The organism is Mycobacteroides sp. PCS013, assembly GCF_049532645.1.
Taxonomy (GTDB): Bacteria; Actinomycetota; Actinomycetes; order Mycobacteriales; family Mycobacteriaceae; genus Mycobacterium; species Mycobacterium gwanakae.
The window spans coordinates 676377-699880 of sequence record NZ_CP150131.1 but is presented as its reverse complement, the minus strand read 5'-3'; the positions used below and the strand labels follow the sequence as shown (position 1 = coordinate 699880).

Genomic DNA, 23504 nt, shown 5'->3' with positions numbered 1-23504 from the left:
CACTTCTTAACAGACCGAGTCCGTATCCGGCCGAGGCGAGTGTGCGAATCAAGTCGATATCTGCGCGAAAACCAGCTGTATCCGCACACTCGACGCTAGGAAGGCGATTCACCTTCCTGTTCCAGGACGACGAATGCCGCCGCGGTGTCGCCGTCATGCGTCAGAGTCACATGCACCGTCATATCGGCGAGGTACTCGGCGATCGCCCCGGAAAGCCGTATACGGGGACGGCCCCAGGTGTCCGTCACGACCTCGATGTCCCGGTGGATGTTCTCCGGTAACACCGGCCGCTGCGAGTACCGCGACCCCGACCACGCCTTGATGACGGCCTCCTTAGCGGCCCAGCGGGCAGCCAAGTAGCGCGCCTCTCCACCAGTCTTCGAGGCCGCGTCGCGCCGCTCCCCCGGCGTGAACGCGGACCCGAAAGCCGTTCCGGGACTCGCTAGTTGCTCTCCGAACTCGGAGATGGTGACCAGGTCGATCCCGATACCGACAATCACCGGTGGTAGACCTCGTCCTCACTCAGGCGCGAACCTGGATCAAGCAGCATCGACGCTTCCTGGCGCTTCTCCGACTCATCGTGGTCATGGTCGAAGCGACGTCCGTCCGGCCGCTCGTACATCGGGCGGCCGCCGGCCATGGCCGAGGCCAGGCGACGCTGTCCGGCGAGAACACGCCCACGCGAGCGCTTCTCGTAGTCGTCACGATCCTCCGGACGCAGCGAGGCGATGAACGCCTGCGGATGCACCAGCGCGACCAGACCCGACACGTGACCGAAGCCCAGGCTTGTCACCAGACCCGCCTTCAACGGCAGCTTCTCCTTGAGCGGCAGCGACTCGCGCAGCCACACGAAGTGCTGGCTGGTGGCCAGTTCATCGTCGACACAGTCCAAGCTGCGGTTCGGCGGAATGACGCCGTCGCGCAGCACCTGGCACAGGCCAAGCATCTGGAACACCGCGGCGCCGCCCTTGGCGTGGCCGGTCAGGTTCTTCTGCGAGATGACGAACAGCGGCGCACCATCCGAGCGCCCCAGCGAGGCGGCGAGCCGCTCATGCAGCTCGGTCTCGTTGGGATCGTTGGCGAGCGTTGACGTGTCGTGCTTGGAGATCACGGCGATGTCATCGGCGGTGACGCCCAGCTTGTTCAGCGAGCGCGCCAGATCCGAATCCCTGCCACCGCGTCCGGCCGCGAGCGCGCCCAGACCCGGAGCCGGGATGGAGGTGTGCACACCGTCACCGAACGACTGTGCGTACGCGACCACCGCGAGCACCGGCAGACCCATCTTGAGCGCCAGATCACCGCGTGCCAGCAGCACGCTGCCGCCGCCCTGCGCCTCGACGAACCCAAGGCGACGACGATCATTGGCCCGCGAGAACCGCTTGTCCGCAATGCCCTTGGCCCGCATCATCTCGGTGTCGGCGGTCGCGGCCATGTCGCCGAAGCCGATGATGGCCTCCAGCGTCAGGTCATCGAAACCGCCGGCCAGTGCCAGATGCGCCTTGCCGAGGCGGATCTTGTCGACACCTTCCTCGACGGACACCGCCGCGGTGGCGCACGCGGCCACCGGGTGGATCATCGAGCCGTAGGAACCGACGTAGGACTGCACCACATGCGCGGCAACGACGTTCGGCAGCACTTCCTGCAGGATGTCGTTCGGCTTGTTACGGCCCAGCAGGTTTCCGTGGTACATGGTCTGCATCGAGGTCATGCCGCCCATACCGGTGCCCTGGGTGTTGGCCACCTGGCTGGGGTGCACCCAGCGCATCAGCTCGGTCGGGGTGAAGCCCGCCGACAAGAACGCATCCACCGTCGCGACCATGTTCCACAGCGCCACCCGGTCGATGGAACTGACCATGTCCGGGGTGATGCCCCAGACGGTGGGATCGAAACCGGTCGGAATCTGGGCACCCACGGTCCGCGACAGCTTGGTCTTGCGCGGCACCCGAACCTCGGTACCCGACTTGCGGGTCACCTGCCAGTCGCTGCCATCCGCCAACGGCTGGATCACCGTGTGCTCGGGGTCCCACTTCACGAACTCGCGAGCCTCGGCCTCGGTCGACACCGTGAAGGTGAAGTCCTTGTCCAGGAACACCGAAACCAGCAGTGGCGAAGCGTGATCGGGGTCGATCGCACCGTCGTCGACGAACTCGCGGACACCGATGTTGGCGACCACCTTGTCGTGGTAACGCTCCACCAACTCCGATTCCGGCACCAGTTCACCGGATTCGGTGTCGTACCAACCGGCCTCGGGATCGTCCTCCCACTTGACCAGTCCGGTGGTCCACGCGAGTTCCAGCACGCCGGCGGCCGACAGTTCGTCGTCGACCTCCATCTCGTAGCGGGTACGCGAGGAGCCCAGCGGGCCCAGCTCGCCACCGCCGACGATGACCACCAGATCGGCCGGGTCGACGTCGAGGTCGGCCCATTCGGGAGGCAGCGTCGAGGTGTAACCGCGCGGCGGAGACGGCAGTGCCGCAATGAGGTTCGGGTCGTCCTCGTCGTCGGCGGACGCGGCGGCCTCGGCCTTCGCCTTGGCCTCCATGTCCTCGCGGGCCTTGGCGGCCAGCTCGGCCATGTCGAGTTCGACCTCGGCCAGCCCACCGGTGAGGTCCTTCTCGACCGGTGTCTGTGCGGCCTGCACGCGTGCTTCAGGTGAGCACAGCGCCAGCAGCATGGATGCCATGTCCGCGGTGGAGTACGTGGTGACTCCCGCCTCTTCGACGGCGGTGACGATGGCGTCGTTGTGACCCATCAGCCCGGTGCCACGGGTCCAGCCGATCAGCGCGTGCGCCAGGCTGACTCGCGACGCCCACGACGACTCCGCCTTCCAGCGGGTGACCAGTGCATCGAGCGCCGCCTTGGACTCGCCGTATGCACCGTCGCCACCGAACATGCCGCGGTTCGGCGAACCCGGCAGCACCACATGCAGACGCGAGGCGATATCGCGCTCAGCTCCAATGGCCGACAAGCCACCGATGAGCCGCTGCACGGCCCACAACAGCACCTTCATCTCCATCTCGGCACGCGAACCGGCTTCCGACAGATCCCCGACCACCTTCGGTGCGGCGAACGGGAACAACAGCGTTGGGGTCTGCGCGTCCTTGAGGTGGATCGACATCGGCCCAAGGCTTTCGGACTGCTCGGTGCCCACCCACTGCACCAGCGCGTCGATATCGGCGTACGAGGCCATGTTGGCCGGTACGACCCACAGCTTGGCGCCGAACCGCGCGCTTTCGCGGTACAGGTTGCGGTAGAACGCCAGCCGGTCCTCGTCAAGACGCGAGGTGGTGGCGACAACCGTCGCACCACCGGACAGCAGCGCCGCGACCACGGATGCGGCGATCGAGCCCTTGGAAGCACCCGTCACCACCGCGACCTCGCCGCCCCACTTGCCCTGCTCGGGGCTCTCAGCGCCGGCGGCGATCCGCCCGTACAGCGAGGCGTGCACGTTGCGGCCCTGTGCCAGCGACTTGCCCTGCCACCAATTGGCCTGAGCGCCAACGGCATGCCCGGCACCTTCGAAGCTCTCGGCCAACTGTGCCCACTGGCTGTCGATCTCACCTTCGTCGGTGATCCACAGGCGCGCAAGATCCTCGCGGGCGCTGGCCCAGCGGTCGTCGAACACCACGGCCTTCTTGCCGTCGAAGCTCGGCGCCACCAAACGCGGCCAGTCCGAACCCAATTCGGCCGAAACCAGCTCGATGAGCTCGGTATCGGTCGCCCCGTCCGAAGTGGCGATCGGGGCCGACAGACCCAGCTGGTCGAGCACCAGACGTGCGGCCGAGGCGAGAACGCCGTCGCGACCGGTGATCTGGTCGGTGAACTCGCTCAGCGCGGCAGCGTCGACGGTCGCACCGCCGCCTCCACCGGCCGAGGGCAGAGATACCCCGACGCCACGGCGCGCGGCCACTGCCGCAACACCGGCGTCGATCGCGGCATCGACGGCGTTACCGTCCGCCAGCGTGCTCGGTGCCAGGCCGCCGAGGTCGCCACCGCGGACGCTGGTGCCCTCACGGGTACCCAGCGCCAACTCGACCGTGACGTGCTTGACCCAGCCCGGACCCAGTTCCCAGGTCTTGGTGATCCGCTCGGCGATGGCGGCCGGACGCTTACCCGAAGGTCCGAAGACCGTCTTGAGCTGGTCGTTGATCGAGTCCGAAAGCACCGGGCCGAACGGCTTGTAGGTACGCGCCAATTTGGTGACCTGCACCCGCAATCCGGACAGGTCCGCCTCGGCGGCACCGTCGATAGCGCTCAGGTTCAGCTCGGAGCCCAGGTCGACCAGCAGCTGGTTACGACGCGAGGACGCACCGTCGGTGAGGCTCTCGATGGAGTCCACCGGCTCGATCTGATCGATGCGCATCTTGGTCGAGAGCGCGATCAACGCAAGCGTCGCATCGGAGGCGTCGAAGCCGATGTCCTCCGGACGCGGGCCGCCCGACGGCGCCGCAGGAGCCGCAGGCGCCGCGGCCGGTGCAGCTTCGGCAGACGCCGCGGCGGCAGTGCTTTCCGCGGGCTCCTCGATTTCAGGCTCGGGCTCGGGATCGCTGTCCGTTCCGAAGAGCACCGCGTGATCGCGCTCGACGTTGAGCACCTCAATCGAACTGTGGCTGTACTCGGGCAGTTTCAGGGTGTTGTTGGCCAGACCGGCGACGGTCGGCATGGACTTCACGCCCACCTCGACGAAGCGCTCCACACCAAGGCCGCCGGCGGCCTCCTCGGTGAACAGCAGGTCCTGGGTCTCGATCCACCGCACCGGGCTGGCGAACTGCCAGGCGAGCAGCTCGATAAGCACCTTGCGGCACAACAACACCGGCTTCTCGTTGCGCCAGGTGTCGTAATCGGCCAGCACCTCGTCGAGCGGTTCGGCGGGAACCAGATCCCGGATCTCCTGGATGAATTCACGATCCAGGGTGAACGGCTTGGGCACCAGGTTCGGGATGTACTTCCCGATGATCAGGTTCGGGTCGCCGTCCATGGGCAGCACCCGCTCCAGCGAACGGCGGAATTCGGCAACGCCGACCCGCAGCACCTCGGAGTGGAACGGCACGTCGATGCCCGGCACCATGATGAAGGAGCGCCTGCCACCGAACTCTTCGCGACGCTTCTCGACCTCGGCCTCCAGCAGCTCCAGGCCGCGCACCGTTCCGGCGATGGCGTACTGCGAGCCCCGCAGGTTGAAGTTCACGATCTGCAGGAATTCTCCGCTGTGTTCGGCGATCCCCGCGACGAACGCGCTGACATCGGCGTCTTCCAGCCCGATCTGCGACGGGCGGATCGCGGCGAGGCGGTAGTTGCTGCGCCCCTGCTCATCTCGCGGCACGATGTCGTGCATCGCCGACCCGCGGTGGAACACCACCTCGAGCAGACCGTCCTGCGGAATGACGCCACTGACGGTGGCCAGCGCGGTGTACTCACCGACGGAGTGACCACACGTGATCGCATCCTCGACGAACGAACCGGATTCCTTCATCTCGGCGATCTGCGCGGTGGCCAGAGTGGCCATCGCCACCTGGGTGAACTGCGTCAGGTACAGCACGCCCTCGGGGTGCTGGTAGTGAACGCCACCTGCGATAAGGCTCGTCGGGTTGTCCTTGACCACGTGCAGCACTGAGAAGCCGAGACGCTCACGGGTGAACTTGTCGGCGTTGTCCCAGACCTTGCGGGCGGCCTTGGAACGTGAACGCACGTCCATGCCCATACCCTTGTGCTGGATGCCCTGCCCCGGGAAGGCGTACACCGTCTTGGGGGCTGCGAGCCGAGCGGTCGCAGACATCACCAGGTCGCTGCCGACCTTGGCTTGGATCTCTACAACCTCTGCGCCGGAATCGATTCCGACACGGTCAACCCGAACGTCAACCTCGTCTCCCGGCTGCACCATCCCCAGGAATCGCGAGGTCCAACCGACCAGCGTGCGCGGCGGAGTGCTGGAGCCATCGGCAGAGGTGACCACGTGCTGCGCGGCGGCCGAAAGCCACATGCCATGCACGATCGGTGATCCCAGTCCGGCCAGCAGCGCGGCCGACTTATCGGTGTGGATCGGGTTGTGGTCGCCTGAAACCACTGCGAACGCCCGCATGTCGGTGGGCGCGAAAATCTTTGCGTCACGACGGCGGCGACGAGTGGTGTCCGCCTCGTGCTCAGATAGCGCACCACCGGCACGGACCGGGTCGGTGAGCTCGGCCGCCCCGTTGCGGCCCAGAATCGCAAAGCGCTCCTGCAGCGTCGCCAACACGGTGCCATCCGCTGCCGCCACGGTCACGTCAACCGGTACAACCCGGCCGACCTCGGTGTCGGTCGCCACGGAAGCCGTTGCGGTAACAGACAGTTCGGCTGCTTCAGCGGGGAGAGCGGCGATCAGGTGGGCGGCATGGTCCAGGTGCACCAGCGAGAGCAGACCCTCGATGACGCCCGTACCGTCCGCGGTCTTGGCATCGCCAATCGCGGCGAACACCGCGGGCCAGCACAGGCCGACCAGCGCGTCGGGCACGGTCGACGACCCGGGCGCGAGCGGCGCCGGAAGGACGGCGGTAACGCCGGTGTGGTCGGCAACGCGCTCCGGATCCCACTGTGCGACAACACGTGCCGTACCGTTTTCCACCAGCGGAAGGCCGGCCGGATCCTCGGCGCCGGCGGCAACCGCGAGCACGGTCCGCATGGCGGCGCCCGCAGCTTCAGTGGTGACCACCGGGGTACCACCGTCGCGAGTGGTGGCAGGCAAGGTCAGATCGATGTCGACCCAGATGCCGGACAGCGGCACGCTCAGGCGCACCGAGTCGTCGCCGGTGACCTCCAGGCGTGCACCGGTCGACGGGTGCGACGCGGTGCGGTCCTCGAAGACCTGCCAGGCACCATCCGGGGCGATCCGATGCACCGGGTTGACGGCAATTCGCCCGGACCACAGCACATCTGGGGCATCCAGGACGGTCGCCAATGGGCCCTCGACATCCCAGCGGCGACGCAGCCGCGAGCGCACCGGCAACGGTTCGGCACCGGTTGCCACGACCTCGTCGATCGCGGTCTGCTCGAAACGGTTGAGCAGCTCGCCCACCGGCTCGTCGACCCGGGTGATCCCGGCCACCGCAGCGGTGCCGGGGATGATGCATACCTGCTCAGCGGTGTAGCGCGCGTCGTGGGCCTGCCACAGGGAGTCGCTGCGCCACCAACGACGCACATCCTTGTCGATGACGGGTACGAAGTTGACGGGCTTACCCAGTGTCTTGCACAGCGCGACGAAGAAGGGGACGTCGGCCGGGTGCAGCTTGATGGCCGCCGCCTCGGGGTAGCGCTGCAGCAGTGCCGCGATGGCATCGGCAGGGCGTTCCAGCAGCGTCTCGTCGGCGAACAGCGTCTCGACGGGACCGGATTCCTTGGGGTGCAACCGCGCCTCTGCGCGCTTGAGCATCTGCTCGAAGCGATCGCGCCACGTGATGTCCAGCCACGGCGAGTGCGCCACGGCGGTATCGGCGGTGCTGTCGCCGTCACCGATGGACAGCTCCACATAGCGGTTCAGCCACTGCGCATACGTCATTTCGGCCGCATCGCCGAAGTACTGCTTGGCAGTCAGCTCCATCGCGGCGATGATCTCGTCGCGACGCTTGGCCACCGCGTCGGCATCACCGGCAACATCGTCGAGTAGGCGGCCGCAGCGCGAGGCCGCGTTGTCGATCTCGTGGATGTCGGCGCCCAGCTGGCTGCGCCCGGAGGCCATGCCGCCCTGGGCTTTTCCGGCGGGAACCCACTCAGGCGTGCCCTGGGTCTCGACAAGCATCTGCTTGACCGACGGCGAGGTGGTGGCCTCCAGCGTGGCCATGGCCGCGGTACCGACGAGGATGCCGTCGACCGGCATCAACGGGAAACCGAACTTCAACGCCCAACGTCCACTGAGGTATTCGGCAGCTTGCTCGGGAGTTCCGATTCCACCACCGACACAGACGGTGATGTTGGAACGCGAGCGCAGCTCCGAATATGTGGCCAGCAGCAGGTCGTCCAGGTCTTCCCAGGAGTGGTGCCCTCCGGCGCGGCCACCCTCGACGTGCATGATGATCGGCCGGGTGGGCACCTCGGCGGCGATACGCACCACCGAGCGGATCTGCTCAACCGTGCCCGGCTTGAACACGATATGGGCGAAGCCGATGTCGGTGAGTTCGTCGATGAGTGCGACGGCTTCTTCCAGCTCGGGAATGCCTGCGGTCACCACGACACCGTCGATCGGCGCACCGGCCTGACGGGCCTTCTGCACCAAGCGCTTCGAGCCCACCTGCAGTTTCCACAGGTAGGGATCCAGGAACAGTGAATTGAACTGGATCTGGCGACCCGGTTCGAGCAGGGCGGTCAGCTCTTCGATGCGGCTGCTGAAGATCTCCTCGGTGACCTGCCCACCACCGGCAAGCTCGGACCAGTGACCCGCGTTCGCGGCGGCCGCAACAATTTTGGCGTCAACCGTTGTCGGCGTCATGCCCGCCAACAGGATCGGCGAACGTCCGGTGAGGCGGGTGAACTTGGTGGAAAGCTTGACCGAACCGTCGGGCAGCGACACCACGGTGGGCGCGAAGCTGGTCCAGGCCCGGGCAACCTCGGGAACCGCACCATGCATGAACAGGTTGCGCTGACCCCCGCGCGTGGCGGTGGGCACAATCCCGATCCCCAGGCCACGGATCACCGGCGCGGTCAGCCGGGTCAGCAGGTCTCCGGGACCAAGATCCAGGATCCAGCGGGCGCCGGCGTCGGCGACGTGGTTCACCTCGTTCACCCAGTCCACCGGGGTGACGAGAATGGCCTCGGTCAGTGCCTTGGTCAGCTCGACGTCCAGTCCCGCGGCGGCCGCCCAGCGGCCGGCGATCTCGACACCGTCGGCCAGACGCGGGGTGTGGAAGCCCACCTCCACGTTGACCGGGTCGAAGACCGGGCTGAACACCGCGCCTCCGCGCACCTTGTCCTTACGCTCGGCGGCCTCGCGATCGGCGATCTGCTCGCAGTAGAGCTCGAAACGCGACAGCTGATCGGGGGTGCCGGTGATGACAACGGAGCGGCGACCGTTGCGGATGGACAGCGCGGGCGGCTGCACGGTACGGACATCCTGGGCGAACTCGTCGAGGAGCGCCTTGATGCGCTCGGGGTCGACATTGGTCACCGACACCATCGGGGTGCGGTTACCGCGCACCACAATGCCGCGGCGGCGCGCGACCAAGGTGGCCGCCGCACCCACGAGCTGGGCGATGGCCAGCAGCTCGACATCGCGATCGCCGTGCGCCTTGAGCGCCTCAACGGCGAGCACGCCCTGCGAGTGCCCGATGACGGCGACAGGCGGAAGCTGGGCCACATCCAGGCCCTGGATCTTCAGCGCGCGGACGGCGGCCAGCTGGGCCAGCAGCACGCCGGGCATGGAGACCGCGGCCGAGGTCAGCTGGGCAGCGGCGGGTACCGGCTCCTCAGCGGTCAACGCACGCACCCAGGTGAGCGGCGTGAAGCCGACCGGGCGCACCACCACGAGTTCCTTGGCGACGGGCTCCAGGCGCAGCTCGGCCTCGCCGGCAAGGGTGGCGAGCTCCGATTCGATACCGGCCGAGGCCGCCAGCTCCGCGAGCGAGTCCAGCCAGTCGCAGCCCTGGCCGCCGAAGGCCACTGCGTAGGGCTCACCGGACTCCAGGCGGTCGATCAGCGCGGGACCCGCGCTGGGACCGGGATCGACCGCACTGTTCGCGTCGGGGTCCTCAGAGCTGGTCACCTTGTCGTATTCGTTAATCGTCACGTCGCCGCTACCCGTCTTTCCATCAGTCATGAATCCAGCCGCGCCCGTGTCGTCGTCCTTGTCGATCGGGAGCGTTGAGGCACGTTCATAGGCACCATCACCGCAGGTCTGGATTTAAGAGTGTCATAAGAGGGGTGACGATTTCTTCTGGCGTAATAGTTACTGCCGAGTTCTACGCGAGAGTAACCACCGCTTACGTAACAGCAGGCCGCACGCTGGCTACTGACCGCCGAATCAAACGCGCTGCATGCAGGTGGTTACGGTCGAGTAGGTATAACATCGCAGATCAGACATCGATTGTTATCGAATCGTTATGTTAGATTCCGATACCGCCGAACGTGTTCGCGCGTGTCGCGCACCACGGCCACAAAGAGGTCGTCGTGGCCTCAGAAATACAGGACACGTGTCACAAGTTTGCTGGCATTGCGACGCAGCGCCGACTTCTGTGACGGGTGAGACTGGTGATGTTTGTCCAGCTACGCATCCACACGCCCGAAGCCATGCCACATGCGGGCGCGCGGGAGGCCGCCGATCCGTCGGCATCTGCCTCGCCAGCGCACGGCCCACCCCGCGCGCCATGGGCTGAAATCCACGGTCCATGGCATCGAGTTGACCCGAACGGCCGAGGGCGGTGCACGCCGTGGGCATATCGGGAAATCATGGCACCCGACCACTTCATCGGGTGCCTCGAGCCCTCGATCGACTAGGCAGTCGTGCGGGGCATCGGCGTGCTCAACCGCGAGGCAGTAGCCGAAACATCAAGAAACGCAATCATCCCCGCTGCTCACGGCGCGATGTCTCCCGTCATGACCGGCCTCGTAACAGTGCCTGGTGTCCCGACATTTACACGCCATGGCTCGCAGGGCACGACCATCCACGCGCCCGCCCCTGACGAGGTATGCGCTCAGACCCACTGCCCGAAACTGGGCTTGAGAATGTCGTTGAGGTCGACACCGATTCCACCAACTTGACGCTTGTCGATCTCGAACTGATGCAGGTGCGCCTCAGGGTGAACGAAGCCCTTGGGACTTCCCCAGTTGTGCTGCCAGAAATACGAGCACAGCCCGTCCTGCAGCGCCCAATCAATGGTCTTGGAGTTGCCATACAGCCCAGTGCGGGCATGGCCGACCACGGATTCCCAGGCCCTCAGATACGGCGCCACCTGATTCTTGTACTGCTCGGGCGTCGGGTTGTCGTCGATGGAGACGTATATCGGCACGTTGTAGGAGCCGCCAGCCGCGACGTGCAGCTGCCAACCACGCTGCGCGTGCTTGATCCCCGCCTCCTGGCCGCCCAGCCAGTCGGCGGTGTCCTGCTTTCCGTACTGGTAGTTGGAGACGATCTTCAAACCGGCCCGATAGAGATCGCGCGCCTCGGCGAGCTTGATGGGTTTGCCCGCCGACAGCCCTGGGCTGCGCGGATCTGATACGTACCGAATAGCACCCAAGTGCCCCGCTGCCTTGATCGATTCGGGAGTCGGGACACCGCCGGCGTAATCGATGAGTGTTCCCAGTGAGGCCGCGTTCGCGCGGGGGGCGGCTACGGCCGAGGCGGCACCACCCAGCGCCACTGCGGCCGGCATGACCGCGGCGTATTTGAGGACATCCCTACGGGATATGGACACCACTGTTACCTCGCAAGGCCGTTCCGAGAACTTTGAAGAACTCGAGCCTCAGATTACGACAGCTACCTCAACAAACACGGCAGCCACGCTTGTCACATACGACACAGAGGGTTTATGCCCCCGCCATCCGAAATACCTCGTCGGCGATCAATCGCGGTTCGGTGAGGACTATCTGATGCCCAGATTTGCGGGCCACGACGTGGCGCGCTCCCAGCCGATGCGCGGTCAATTGGTGAGCAGCGTTCAGCTCCGACCGCGTCTCCTCGTTGAGAAACTCGGCGCGGGCTCCCGATATGACGGTGACGGGGATGCCGTTGACCATCGGCGGGTTATCACGCAACCCCGTCAGCCCTGCCACAAAGCGCCGGTCCTCCTCGTTGGCGGCCCGCCCGGCCCGCCACGTGAGATCTTCGGCCGTCATGTCGTCGACGACGTCGCGCGGCATCCGCGGCATCATGCGGCGGACGATGTGCGATAGCAGACCCACCCGCCCCAGCGCATCGAGCGCCGCGCGATGCATGGTGCCGAGGATCTGGAGGCCGAGTGAGGTCGGCCGGAAGTACGAATCCAGGTTCTCGTCGGAGTGATCGACGAGAATGATCCCCGCGATGCGTGACGGATCGGCAGCGGTCGACGCCAGTGCGATGGTTCCGCCGTAACTGTGGCCGACCAGGATGTACGGACCCGGTCCGAGCGCCGTCAGCAGTGCATCCAGGTCCCCGGTGATGCGCTCCAGTGTGCGCGGTTGATCATCGTCGTCGCTGCGCCCCAAGTTCGCACGGTCATAGACCACTGACCGAAAACGCTGGGCGACAAGGGGTTGCACAAGCCCCCATGCCGACCGCGAAAATCCCATTCCCGACTCGAAGACCACTGTCGGGTCACCGGTTCCGGCGACCATGTAATGCAACGCACGCCCGTCGGCGGTGCTCACGTAGTTGCTCGACCCCAGGGTGTGGCTCACCCAGCCCACCGTACGGAACAGCCGCCGCCCAGGCGCGGGCCGCTACTCCCCCGAGCGCAGCAGCGGCCGCAGCCGTTCGGTCTTCTCCGGCGTCCAGCCCGGAGGCTGCAGAATCGCCGCCCAGGCATCGGCCACGGCTCTGACGTAGACATGGCCATGCCCGTCGGGAACATCGACCGCCACGGCCATATCGGCGGACACCTGCAAGAAGGTGACAAACGGAATCCACTCCATGCTGGGCAACACGTCGTAGCCGCGAGGTTCGCGCAGCCAGTCGGGCTTGCTCAGGATGAGGTCGGAGTTCCACCACGCGATCGGATCCGACGCGTGCTGCAGATAGACAATGCGCGGGCGACCCCACGGATCGGCGGGCCGTTTGAGATCTTCTGGGCGCGAAGCGAATCGGACGTTTCTTCCGTTGTCGTAAATGGGTAGCACTTCCGGAGAACCGTCGTCGCGGTTGTGGGTGGCTTCCAGCCACATCGTGTTGTTGAAGGTCGGGCCGGAGAACAGCGCACCGTCGGTGCGGGCCACGATGTTGTTGACCGACAGGAACGGTGCCTCACCGCCGAACGACCCGAGGCTCTCCCCGAACACCACGAGCTTGGGCCGCATCCCCTCCGGCATCGCGCGGACCCGTGCCGAGACGGCTTCGAACAACGCTTGTCCCGCCTGGCGCGCGTTCTCCTTGTCCACCAGGAACGAGAGCCAGCTGGGCAGAAACGAGTACTGCATGCTGACGATGGCGGTGTCGCCGTTGTACATGTACTCGAGGGCGTCTGCCTCGGCTTCATTGATCCAGCCGGTTCCGGTGGTGGTAGCCACCACGACCACCTTGCGGTGCAGGCCTCCCTCACGTTCCAGCTCACTGGCCGCCAGCTCGGCCGTGGCCTTGATGCTGTCGGCCGATTCCATACCCGCATACGCCCGGATGGGCTCGGTGGCCGGAGCCTTGTTGAACGCCGAGAGCTCTTGTGTGGTGGCACCGCCTCCGATGAACGCGCGGCCCTGGTTACCCAGCGAAGCCCAAGAGACCAACGAGCCCGGCCCGCCCGAGCGCAGCGCCGTGGTAGGCGCGGGGTTGTCCGGGTTCTCCTCGTTGTTCACCGCCGAGAAGGTGTTGTTCAAGAAATCCATCGCGACCCTGACGACAACCCCGTTGATGAGTGCCATCGCAAGAACAACAACCAGTGTGACCGCAACCACAGCCGAGACACGTTTGGGGGCCACACGATTGAGCCGTTCGATGAGAAACAGAATCAGATGGCGGATCTGCTGGCCGATCTCGACCAGGATGAACAAAACGAGGATAGACATCGCAGCGGTCTGCGGGTGCGCCCAGAAACTCAGCCGCGGCACACCCATGAGGTCGCGCACGCGGTCCTGCCAGAAGTGGAACCACACGATCATCAGGGCGGTGCCGATGATCCCCACGACGATGAGAATCCACCACGCGATACGCGGCGCCTTAGGACTCGCATCCTGCGACCGCATGTACCGCACCAACCACACCGCCAGCACACCCAGCGCGTACCCGATGGCGCCCGAGCCCCCACTGACCAGCGCCTGAAAGAGCGGTCCACGCGGAAGCAACGAAGGAGTCATGGACAGCCAGAGAAAGACCAGGCCCACCGCGGTGCCGGTGAAGGTGTACTGCCGCGCCCACCAGTGCCTCTTCCCTGGCTTCTGCACAGCGGTCTCCACCGCCGGTTCCTCCTCGATATCGCTGTCGATATCCCTGTCGATTGCCATCGCCACACCCTTCTCGATGCCGCCAGCTGCGAATGTCAATGGTGCCTGCACGTCGCCGTACCGCACAGAGGTATTACCAGATCGGCGACACGTCGCGGTCGCCCTGCGCGGCGCCACCACCACCGGAAACTCCCCCGCGCAAATCTCTGAGGCGGATCGGCCGACACCGTCTCAGCGAACTGTGCACGACGGGGAGGCGACCGCCCACCCAGGTCTCTGCGGTATTCTGCCAACTTGCTATCAGGGCGTTTGTCCATAGGGCGGGGCAGATCGACGCAACGGGGGCACGACGAGGATTACACATGCGACATGCCGGTGTCGGCCGCGAGGCCAGGACGACCAGCACCCAAAGCCCTAAGCGGGAACGGCGGCGCCGCGGCTCCATCACCGCCGAGGACATCATCGCCGGAGCATTCGAGCTTGCCGAGGAAATAGGGATCTGTGGGCTGAGCATGCCGCTGCTAGCGAAGCATCTCGATGTCGGTGTGACCAGTATCTACTGGTACTTCCGCAAAAAGGGTGAGCTTCTCGATGCGATGACCGACCGCGCCACCAAGCAGTATCACTTCGCCGCACCCTTCGTTGGCGACGAAACCTGGCAGGACGCCCTGCGCAGTCATACCCGCCGAATGCGGCAGGCGTTCCGGGAACGTCCGGTGCTCGTTGAGCTCATCTTAATGCGCACCAGCGAGCTCAGTGCCGAGGCGTTGCAGGCCAGCATTCAAAACCTGGAATCGCTTGTCCAAACCCTCATCGGCGTCGGATTCAGCCCGGATAACGCGCTCGATGTGTACTTTTCGCTGTCGCTGCACATCCGGGGCATCGTGGTGCTTGAGCACATGGACACCGTCATGCCCGCATCCGGTGAGGCTCGCAGCGTGGTGCCGAACGCCTCGCTGGCCCCTACCCTGCATGATCTGGCGTCCCGCGGTCATTCGATCGCGACGATCTCTGACGCCAACTTCGACTTCACCGTCGATGCCATCATCGAACGGGCCGAGAACCTGCTCGCCCAGGACATCGCGGCGCGCGAAGCGTCCTGATCGGCGCTCAGACCTTGGAGTTGAGCAGCTCCTCGATCTTCTGGAGCCGCTCGTACGACAGCGCCTTGTTGTCGATCGACCGATCCGCTGAGCAGGTGACCAACTGCGAGATCACGTTTGCCTTGGCGATCACGGTGAACTCGCAAATCCATTGATCGCCATCGAGATTCGTCGACCAGCGGACCATGTCCGGCGAACCGGGGACCACCGGGCCGGGCGTGACCGTACTGCGTTTCTGATCATCCCCCCAGGCAGCTACCGAAAGCTGACATTTGGAGACGGTGGTGCGCACCGACTCGAGGAATCTCGACGCCTGGAAATCACCGGGGTAGGTAGCCGACACCTCGAGGAGCTGGTGCTGGTTCGGGTACTGGTTATCGGTCTGCGTCCGCGCTTCGCGCCCCGTGTAGTTCGTGGGGAAAAGCGGATGACGGCCATATCCGACGACCCCCTGGCATTCGGCAGGATCGGCACCGATCCATAGAACCGACTGCATATCGGTCTCGAACAGCGGCTTTCCCGGCGTCACGCTCAACGATTGCGCGGGAGTGAGCAGCTGATCGAGCTGAGCGGGCTGGATGGGTCCCGCCGATACAGATGCCCGATCGGCCGTCGCCTCGCCGTCGACCCCACGTTGGCAGGCCACCACCCCGAGCAGCAACGCGACCACCAGCGGCACCGACCACCTCATGTCGGCAAACATTACCCGCATGTACCGTGCTGCCGGATTTCGGCATTGTCCCGTGGCAGGCATGCGATCTCGGGTAAGAAGGGTCCAGCCGGCATGAGAAGTCGGTAATGCGATCAGGCACCACGACCCGAAAAGGAGTGCGCGGTATGTCCACCAAGCTGGCGACACCACAGGAGCTGCTGTCCCTGGGCAGAGTCGAATTGGGTACCAGCAGTTGGGTTCAGATCACCCAGGAGCAGGTCAACGAGTTCGCGGATGCGACGGGTGACAGGCAGTGGATTCACACCGATACCGAACGCGCCAAGGCCGGCCCGTTCGGCGGGACCATCGTGCACGGATACCTCACGCTCGCACTCGCCCCGGCGTTCCTGGACGAGGTGCTTGAGATCGCGTCATATGACGCCGTGCTCAACTACGGCGTGAACAAGGTGCGGTTCCCTGCGCCCCTACACGTGGGAGCACGGGTACGCGGACATGTCACATTGCTGTCGGCCAAGTTGCGCGATAAGGGCACCGTCGAGGCGACGTACGGCATCAAATACGAGATCGAAGGCAAGGACCGGCCGCCGTGCGCGGCCGAGAGCGTGTATCTGTACCAGTAGTCACGCCTCGTCGAGCGCCGGGAACAGCAGTTCCTGCGCAAGCACCTGAACCGCCGCTGCGATCGGAATCGCGACCAGCACACCGACGATGCCGAGCAGCGCACCGCCGATGAGCACTGCGACCACGGTGACTCCTGCCGGCACCTTGACTACACGCCCAATCACCTTGGGTGTCAGCACATAATCCTCGAACCAACGGAATCCGACATAGAAGGCCAAGGTGCCGGCCGCCACCGGGATGGACACCGTGAGCGCCGCCGCGGCAACAACGATGCCCGCGACGGTCGATCCGTAGGGAATGAGGTCGAACATCGCGACCAGTACGCCGAGTAGCACCGCATAGGGCACATCGAACGCGGCGCACCAGATGAAGGTGGCGACCCCGGCGATGATCGAGGTCACCACATTGCCGCCGACATAGGCCCCCACCTTCGCGAACACCTCATCACCGATGAGGACAGCTCGTGGCCTACGCGAGTGCGGCACAAGGCGGTACACCGTGGCACGGATGCGGGGCATGTCGACGAGGAAGTAGACGGTCAACACCGCGACGATGCCGAGGTCCGCGAGCGCGCCGAAGACGGCGGTTCCGGCGCGCAACAGATCCGAGAACGCGGTGTCGCCTTCGCGGTTGACGAACTCGCCGATGTGGCGCTGCACATCGAACCGATCGTTGATTTGACCAATGAATGACGAATGGTCCTGTGCCGCTTGAATGTAGCGAGGAGTTTGGTGCACTAGCTGAGTTCCCTGCTCCACCAGCGGCGGGATCGCCGCGGCCAGGAAGGCGGCCAGCGCCCCAAAGGCCACCAGCACCACCACCGACACGGCAGCCCAGCGCGGGCATCTGTGGTTGACCAACCATGACACCGCCGGTTCCAGCCCCAATGCGACGAACATCGCCAGCCCGATGAGAATCAATACCGAGGACATGGCCGCCAAGAGATGGACGACGCCGTAGGTCACGGCCACACCGGCCGACGCCATCAGCCCGACGTAGAACGGAGCGTGACGGTTCCAGGTGGTACCACGGCGGCCGAGCGGATGATGATCCGAACGTATTTGTGCCGCACGGCGTTCCGCCTCAGCGATCGGACCTTCATCCTCGCTGTGGGGCTGTGCCACCAAGCGATGGTGGCCGTCGCCGGTATCTGCCAATGCGTACCCGTCTGGTGATGTGGACAGCGACATCATAGGAGCGACGGACCCGCTTGGAGGCAGTTCGGCCTAGCGAAGTGCCGCCTTCCCGCGAACCCTGCCGACCACCAGCAGCGCGAGTAACGTCACCAGCAGCAGCAGCGTCGTGGATGCCGCCGCCGAGAACACTTGTCCACGGTCCGAGAGACCGAAGATGGTCACCGGCAGGGTTCTCCACGTGGCCGGATACACCATCACCGTCGCTCCCAACTCCCCCATGGACAGCGCGATCGCCAGTCCGGCGGCTGCACCCAGTGACGGCATCAGCAGCGGCAGCGTCACCTTCACGAGTACCCGCCCCGGCCCCGCGCCCAACGACTCCGCCACGTGACGGTAGGCCGGATCAAGACGTTCCAGCGCCGCCGCAACGGAACTGAAGGCAAAGGCCAACACAAGTGCGGTATGCGCAAGGATCACAATCCATTTCGTTCCCCCGAGCAAGAAAGGGCGTTCGTTGAAAGCAATCAGCAATCCCAGACCGATCGCCACCGACGGAATTGCGATCGGTAGGTGGAAGACGACATCAATGGCTCTCCGAAACCATGGCGGCACCTCACGCACACTCAATGCGGCCCAGGCACCGAGCACCAACGCGAATGCACTCGCGATGAGGGCCGTCTGCAGACTGACGGCCAAACTGGCGAGATCATCCCCGCTGAGCGCCTCCTCGAATCGCTCAAACCCGAGCTGCGAGGGCAACGGGCCAGTCCACGCGCCGGCGAATCCGGCAAGCACCACGGTGGCAATCGGTGCCAGGAAGATCACGGTGACCGCAACCACGAAGCACGTCCACAGGATAAGTCTGCTCCGCCTGCTCCACAGCAGCATGTCATGCCCCCTTGGGATGAAGCGCAGTCCGCCCGGAAACCATGCGCGAGAAGATGATCAGGTACAGGCCGTACAACGCAAGTGACAGCGCTACCTGAACGGCCGCGATGACTGCCGCGCCCGGCAGATCGAAGGTGACGATGCCCCGGGTGTAGATCAGGACCGGCAGTGTCACGACTTCCTTGGCACCTGTGAATAGGACGATCCCGAACTCATTGAGCGCCAGAAGTAGCACCAAGCTGCCGCCTGCCATCAGGGCCGGCCAGGCTTCCGGCATCAGTACTGTGCGCAGCACCCGCCACGGTGAGGCCCCGAGGCTCGCGGCAACATCCAACTGTTCACGTGGGACTGTCGCGAAAGCGGCCAGCAAGGGGCGCACCACAAACGGCGTGAAGAAGGTGATCTCGGCCAGGATCACTCCGGTGGGACTGGACAGGAAATCCAGCGGACGCGCTCCTCCGGAGATACCCGCGACGACAGCGTTGACCGCACCCGCGGTGCCGTACAGAAAGGTGAAGGCGAGGGTGATCAGAAAGGACGGAAGCGCCAGGACGGTGTCGATCAGTCGTCCGACCAGTTCCGACCCCGGAAACGGTACGAAAGACAGCACGATGGCAATAAAAGTCCCCAGCGCCAGGCAACCGATGGTGGTGAGCACCGCGATCTGCGCCGTCCTCACCAGAGCACGCTGGAACAGCGTTGAGGTCAGCACCGCCAGCCACGTGCTGTTCCCCTCTCCGTCAGCGGAATTCGACAACACTCGCAGCAACGGGTACACGATGATAACGATCATGACGAGAAGCGGCGGCAGCGCCCACAGCATGGGCACGGTCCGTCGCGGCTCCCTACCGGGTGCTGCGTCCGTGGGCTTGGCACTTTCCAGAACCGCGGTCATTTCGCCGCCCCCGGAATGGTGACGAGAACTCCGGCCGACTCCGGGAACTTCACGCCGACAGCCGAATCCGGTGGAAAGTCGCCATGCCCGGGCACGTCCACATCAATGAGCTGGTCGGGAAATCCATTCACCGCGAGCGACAGCCTGGTCGATGCTCCGCGCCACACCTGTGCGGCCACGCGTGCGTGCAGTGCACCCGGTTCGGTCGCGGCGACCACGGTAAGTGTGTGTGGGCGCACGCACACCATCGCATTGGCTCCGGGGGCCCAGGGGTCACGGCCCACTTCGGGCTTTGGCGCGGTGACGCTCAGTACCTTGTCCCCCACCGAGACTAGTGCCGAATCCCCCGACACCCGTCCGACGGTGCAGGGGATCAGGTTCGCGCCACCGAGGAAGTTCGCGGTGAAATCGGAGGGCGGCCGGGTCCACAGGTTGCGCGCGGTATCGACATCGACCAGCTCCGCGTTGCGCATGACGGCAATCCGGTCTGCCAACGCCAATGCCTCGCTTTGGTCGTGGGTGACGTACAGCATGGCGGTATCCGACAAGGTCTTTTGCAGCTGCTGCAGCTCGGCGACCATCGACTGACGCAACTGAGCATCCAGGGCGGCAAGCGGTTCATCCAGAAGCAGCACCCGGGGACGGATTGCCAGCGCGCGTGCAATGGCCACGCGCTGCTGCTGACCGCCGGACAACTCGCGGGGATAACGGTCGGCATACCTGGACATGCTCACCATCGCCAGCGCCTCGTCGACACGCGTCGCGATGTGGCCGGATTTGGTTCTACGTGCCCGCAAACCGAAGGCAACGTTGTCTCGCACGCGCATGTGAGGAAACAGTGCATAGGACTGCACAACTACGCCGATTCCTCGTTTCGCGGGCGGTAGGTCCGTCACGTCGTGCCCATCCAACCTGACCGTGCCGAAGGTCGGCCGTACGAAGCCGGCGAGTGCCTTGAGCGCGGTGGACTTTCCCGATCCACTGGGTCCAAGAAGGGCCACCGTTTCACCACGGGCGATACGCAGGTTGAAGTTTCGCAACGCTTCGGACCTCTTCTTACCGCGGCCATAGGCGACGGTCACATGGTCGAAGACGATCGCCGGTGCGTCCGCGGCAGCGCCAGCACGCGGGGCAGGTTCGACTGGAGTCCCGGCGAGGACATCGCCGACAAACCTTTTAGGCGAGGAGAATTCGGCACTGCGGTCCATATCAGCTCCCGGTCGCTTTCTGGTAGGCAATGAATGACGCATCGAGGGTGTCGAGCACCTGATTCCAGTCCGGATGCCAGATGTTCACTCCCTCCAAGACTTCCGCCGGCGTGTTGGGTCCCGTCTCGGGTCGTACGTCGGCACGTACCGGCATCCCCAATGCCTCACCAGAGACGGTCTGCTGAACGCCCACGGACAGCAAGTAGTCGAGCAGCTTTTTCGCGTTCTCCAGTCGCGGGGCGCCCCGGGTGATTCCGGCAATATACGGAAGGGAAACCGTTGAGCGGGAACCATCATCGGTCGCGGGGATGAACACGGAGAAGTTCGAGCGGTCTTCGCGGATCGATGCGAGGTTCATCTGAACGTCCCCGTTGGCCACCCAAAGTTCTGCATTACTGACCTTGGGCTGAAGCTTGCCTGTGGAGCTGGACGGTCCGACGTTGTTGTGCTGCAGCTTTCTGAGATAGTCGACGGCGCCCTGCTCTCCCATGAGGTGCCGCAGGAGTACCAACATGGCGGTACCGTCCCCGGCCTGCCCGGGTGTCGAATACTGAAGTTTGCCCCTGAACCTAGGACTCAGAAAGTCGCTCCACCGCGCATCTTTCAGCTCCGCAGCAGGGTTCGCGATGAACGTCAGATAGTTGTCGACAATCGCGACGTATCTACCATCAGTGTCTCGGTTGTTCTCGGCTACCGCGGAGACGTCAACCCCGGCGCCAACGAGTAGATCACTTCTTGCCGCCTTCTGGATGAAGGGCGGCAACGTCACCAGCAGGTCGGCCTGCGGGTTGGCCTTCTCCTTGGCGACCCGTGAGACCACCTCAGCAGAACCGGCTTCCACGAGATTCACGGATATTCCAGTACTTTGGGTGAATTTCTCGAATTGAGTCTCGTACCACGAGCCGAGCCCGTCCGCGCTGTACACGGTGACCGAGTTCGGACCGGTCCCACCACCGGTGCCGCCGCAGCCGCTTACCGTCAGGGCAACTGTCACGGTCGATACGAACCTCAGTACCCGCATCAGCGGGAGATGTTTCATGTCCTGCTCTTTCAGATTCGATGCAGGACGATGTCGGCAAACTCTCCCACCGAGTGCACGATGTGCGTGGGCTGCGCGGTACTGAGCTGGGCGGCATCATGAGCGCCGGTCAGCGTCCCGGCGACAATCTGTGCGCCGGCGCGATGACCGGCCAACACATCGCTCGAGGTGTCGCCCAAGACCGCGACCTCGCGAACATCATTGACCTCCAGACGAAGCACGGACGTCAACACCAGGTCCGGGTAGGGCCTGCCCCTCCCGGCCTCCGAGGGCGCCAGTGTCAAGTCTGCGATGTCGGCCCATCCCAGCGCCGCCAGTAGCTTCTCCTTGGTGGAGGCGCTGAAGCCCGTTGTGAGCGCGACTTTGACGCCGGCTTTTCTGAGCGTCGAAATAGCCTCCACCGCACCGTCAATCGGCCTGGCATGACCGTCTCCGATGAGCCTGTCGTACGCGTCCTCGAAGGTCCGGTTCGCATGTTGAGCCCTGTCCTCGTCGCCGAGTAGATGGCGGAACACGGCGATCTTCGATTGCCCCATGGTGTCGATGACGTACTGGCGGGCACGATCACGTTCAGGACCCACCTCCTCGATACCACCGGCGGTAGCCGCCGTCTCGAATGCCTTGAGCACCAATCCACCATCGGCGACCGTGGTGCCGGCCATGTCGAGCACGGCAAGACGAATAGGAATATCGGACATCGTTTTTCCCTTTCCTGGGGTCGTCTGTACTAGAGGTTCATCAGGTCAGCTGTGTCCGCACCGATCGCCGGACCGAGGGTCATCCCGCGCCCGCCGGGGCCCGTCACCACCCACACCCCGGGCGCCGCCTCGCGCCGGTAGACGATCTCGTTCGGGTCGGTGCATTGGGAGTAGACACCCGCCCACCGCCGCACCACTGGGGGGAGCTTGCGCCCCAACAGTTCCTCGGCCCTGTTGATGACGTGCCGGTACGGAGCCTCGTCAACGTCGAAGGCGAAGGGTTCGGTGTACTCGTGGGTGTCCCCGATCGTCAGTCCGCCGTGCAGTCTTTGCACGCACAGGAGCTGCATCTTGTACTCGGCGGCCGTCGGTTCCTGAAGCTGCACGGCATTCAGGGCGTCGAGCGCATCACCGGCGAATGCCGGGTAATAACGCAGGCTGTCCCCGTCCGCGATCGCCGTGGTCAGCTCCTCACCGAGTGCGGCGGTCTGCATCATCTGCAACCGCACCCGGCGAACCGGGAAGTCGCCCAGTAACTCTCGCACCAGTCCGCCGTGCGCCGCCCCGGCACACATGACGACCGCATCCGCGCGGTACACCTCACCGTCGTCAGCACGAACCGAGACTCCGTCGGATGTGGCGTCGACCGACCGGGCCTCCGCGCCGGGCCGGAAGGAGTACCGCCCCGTCTCCTTGAGGTGTAACCGCATAGCCGGCAGAGCCACGCGTGACTCGACGGCACCGTCCCGAGCGCAATGCAGCCCGGCGAGGAACTTTCCGCGTAGTGCGGGGTTACGCCGCTGGACCGCCTCCGGATCGAGCAGCGTGAATCCACGCGCACCGGCATCGGAGCGCGCCATCACCTCTTCGGCGACAGCCACCTCTTCCTGTGTCTGCAACAAGGTAAGCGATCCGATTGCCCGGAAGCCGGTACCCGGAACCGATTTCGCGATCCCCTGCCAGAGATCCCGAGACCGTTGTGCGACCTCCAGTTCTCGGGGCGACCTGCCGGAAACCCATACCAGGCCGAAATTCCGGACGGTGGCCCCACGGGCTTCGGATTCACGTTCCAGCTGCACCACGTGGTGTCCGCGCTCAATCGCAGCCCACGCATGGGCCGTACCCAGAATCCCGCCACCAACAACCACCACTCGCATGCCACCAGCGTCTCGCATTGGTCTAGACCAATCAAGAACGCGGGGGCGAACACAG

At 65.0% G+C, this 23504-nt stretch carries 15 protein-coding genes; 2 read left to right on the top strand and 13 right to left on the bottom strand.

From position 1 onward, the window contains the following. Positions 1 to 95 precede the first annotated feature (95 nt). The 5 genes from RHO23_RS03455 to RHO23_RS03435 form a co-directional block, all read right to left on the bottom strand. A complete protein-coding gene (locus RHO23_RS03455; protein WP_057965097.1) occupies positions 96 to 500 on the bottom strand; it encodes a holo-ACP synthase in 405 nt (134 codons plus the stop codon). Further along, on the bottom strand, positions 497 to 9751 hold the full coding sequence (locus RHO23_RS03450; protein ID WP_423489160.1) for a fatty acid synthase subunit beta domain-containing protein: 9255 nt from the start codon (positions 9749 to 9751) through the stop codon (positions 497 to 499). Before RHO23_RS03450 ends, RHO23_RS03455 begins: the two co-directional genes overlap by 4 nt. Before the next feature lie 904 nt (positions 9752 to 10655). Then, complete coding sequence (locus tag RHO23_RS03445) at positions 10656 to 11378, bottom strand: glycoside hydrolase domain-containing protein (RefSeq protein ID WP_070916401.1); 723 nt, start codon at positions 11376 to 11378, stop codon at positions 10656 to 10658. Between the two features lie 109 nt (positions 11379 to 11487). After that, positions 11488 to 12309, bottom strand: a complete 822-nt coding sequence (locus RHO23_RS03440) for an alpha/beta hydrolase (protein WP_057968586.1) — start codon at positions 12307 to 12309, stop codon at positions 11488 to 11490. A gap of 72 nt (positions 12310 to 12381) precedes the next feature. Then, positions 12382 to 14091: an alpha/beta hydrolase gene (locus tag RHO23_RS03435; protein ID WP_423489159.1), complete on the bottom strand. Its 1710-nt coding sequence runs from the start codon at positions 14089 to 14091 to the stop codon at positions 12382 to 12384. Between the two features lie 302 nt (positions 14092 to 14393). Here RHO23_RS03435 and RHO23_RS03430 point away from each other — a divergent pair, with 302 nt between their 5' ends. Continuing rightward, the gene (locus tag RHO23_RS03430) at positions 14394 to 15134 is read left to right on the top strand and encodes a TetR family transcriptional regulator (protein ID WP_030094967.1); all 741 of its coding nucleotides are present in this window, start codon (positions 14394 to 14396) and stop codon (positions 15132 to 15134) included. Positions 15135 to 15141: 7 nt separating this feature from the next. Here the strand turns inward: RHO23_RS03430 and RHO23_RS03425 are convergent, their stop codons facing one another. Then, positions 15142 to 15837 (bottom strand): sensor domain-containing protein, encoded by a 696-nt coding sequence (locus tag RHO23_RS03425; protein ID WP_423488663.1) that lies wholly within the window; start codon positions 15835 to 15837, stop codon positions 15142 to 15144. Positions 15838 to 15971: 134 nt separating this feature from the next. Between RHO23_RS03425 and RHO23_RS03420 the strand changes: the two genes are divergently transcribed. Beyond that, positions 15972 to 16427 (top strand): MaoC family dehydratase, encoded by a 456-nt coding sequence (locus RHO23_RS03420; RefSeq protein WP_030094965.1) that lies wholly within the window; start codon positions 15972 to 15974, stop codon positions 16425 to 16427. On the opposite strand, the gene RHO23_RS03415 is transcribed toward RHO23_RS03420, so the two are convergent. The 7 genes from RHO23_RS03415 to RHO23_RS03385 form a co-directional block, all read right to left on the bottom strand. Then, entirely contained in the window at positions 16428 to 17552 is a 1125-nt protein-coding gene (locus RHO23_RS03415) for an AI-2E family transporter (protein WP_423488662.1), read from the bottom strand. It lies immediately after the preceding gene. A gap of 102 nt (positions 17553 to 17654) precedes the next feature. After that, on the bottom strand, positions 17655 to 18452 hold the full coding sequence (locus RHO23_RS03410; protein WP_423488661.1) for an ABC transporter permease: 798 nt from the start codon (positions 18450 to 18452) through the stop codon (positions 17655 to 17657). Position 18453: 1 nt separating this feature from the next. After that, the gene (locus RHO23_RS03405; RefSeq protein WP_423489158.1) at positions 18454 to 19281 is read right to left on the bottom strand and encodes a 2-aminoethylphosphonate ABC transporter permease subunit; all 828 of its coding nucleotides are present in this window, start codon (positions 19279 to 19281) and stop codon (positions 18454 to 18456) included. Between the two features lie 62 nt (positions 19282 to 19343). Beyond that, positions 19344 to 20555, bottom strand: coding sequence for an ABC transporter ATP-binding protein (locus tag RHO23_RS03400; RefSeq protein ID WP_423488660.1), 1212 nt, complete (start codon positions 20553 to 20555; stop codon positions 19344 to 19346). A 1-nt stretch (position 20556) separates the two neighbouring features. After that, the gene (locus RHO23_RS03395) at positions 20557 to 21576 is read right to left on the bottom strand and encodes a 2-aminoethylphosphonate ABC transporter substrate-binding protein (RefSeq protein ID WP_423489157.1); all 1020 of its coding nucleotides are present in this window, start codon (positions 21574 to 21576) and stop codon (positions 20557 to 20559) included. Positions 21577 to 21605: 29 nt separating this feature from the next. Next, positions 21606 to 22292, bottom strand: a complete 687-nt coding sequence (locus tag RHO23_RS03390) for a phosphonatase-like hydrolase (protein ID WP_064408238.1) — start codon at positions 22290 to 22292, stop codon at positions 21606 to 21608. A 29-nt stretch (positions 22293 to 22321) separates the two neighbouring features. Then, a complete protein-coding gene (locus RHO23_RS03385) occupies positions 22322 to 23449 on the bottom strand; it encodes a TIGR03364 family FAD-dependent oxidoreductase (protein ID WP_064408236.1) in 1128 nt (375 codons plus the stop codon). Between the last annotated feature and the right edge of the window lie 55 nt (positions 23450 to 23504).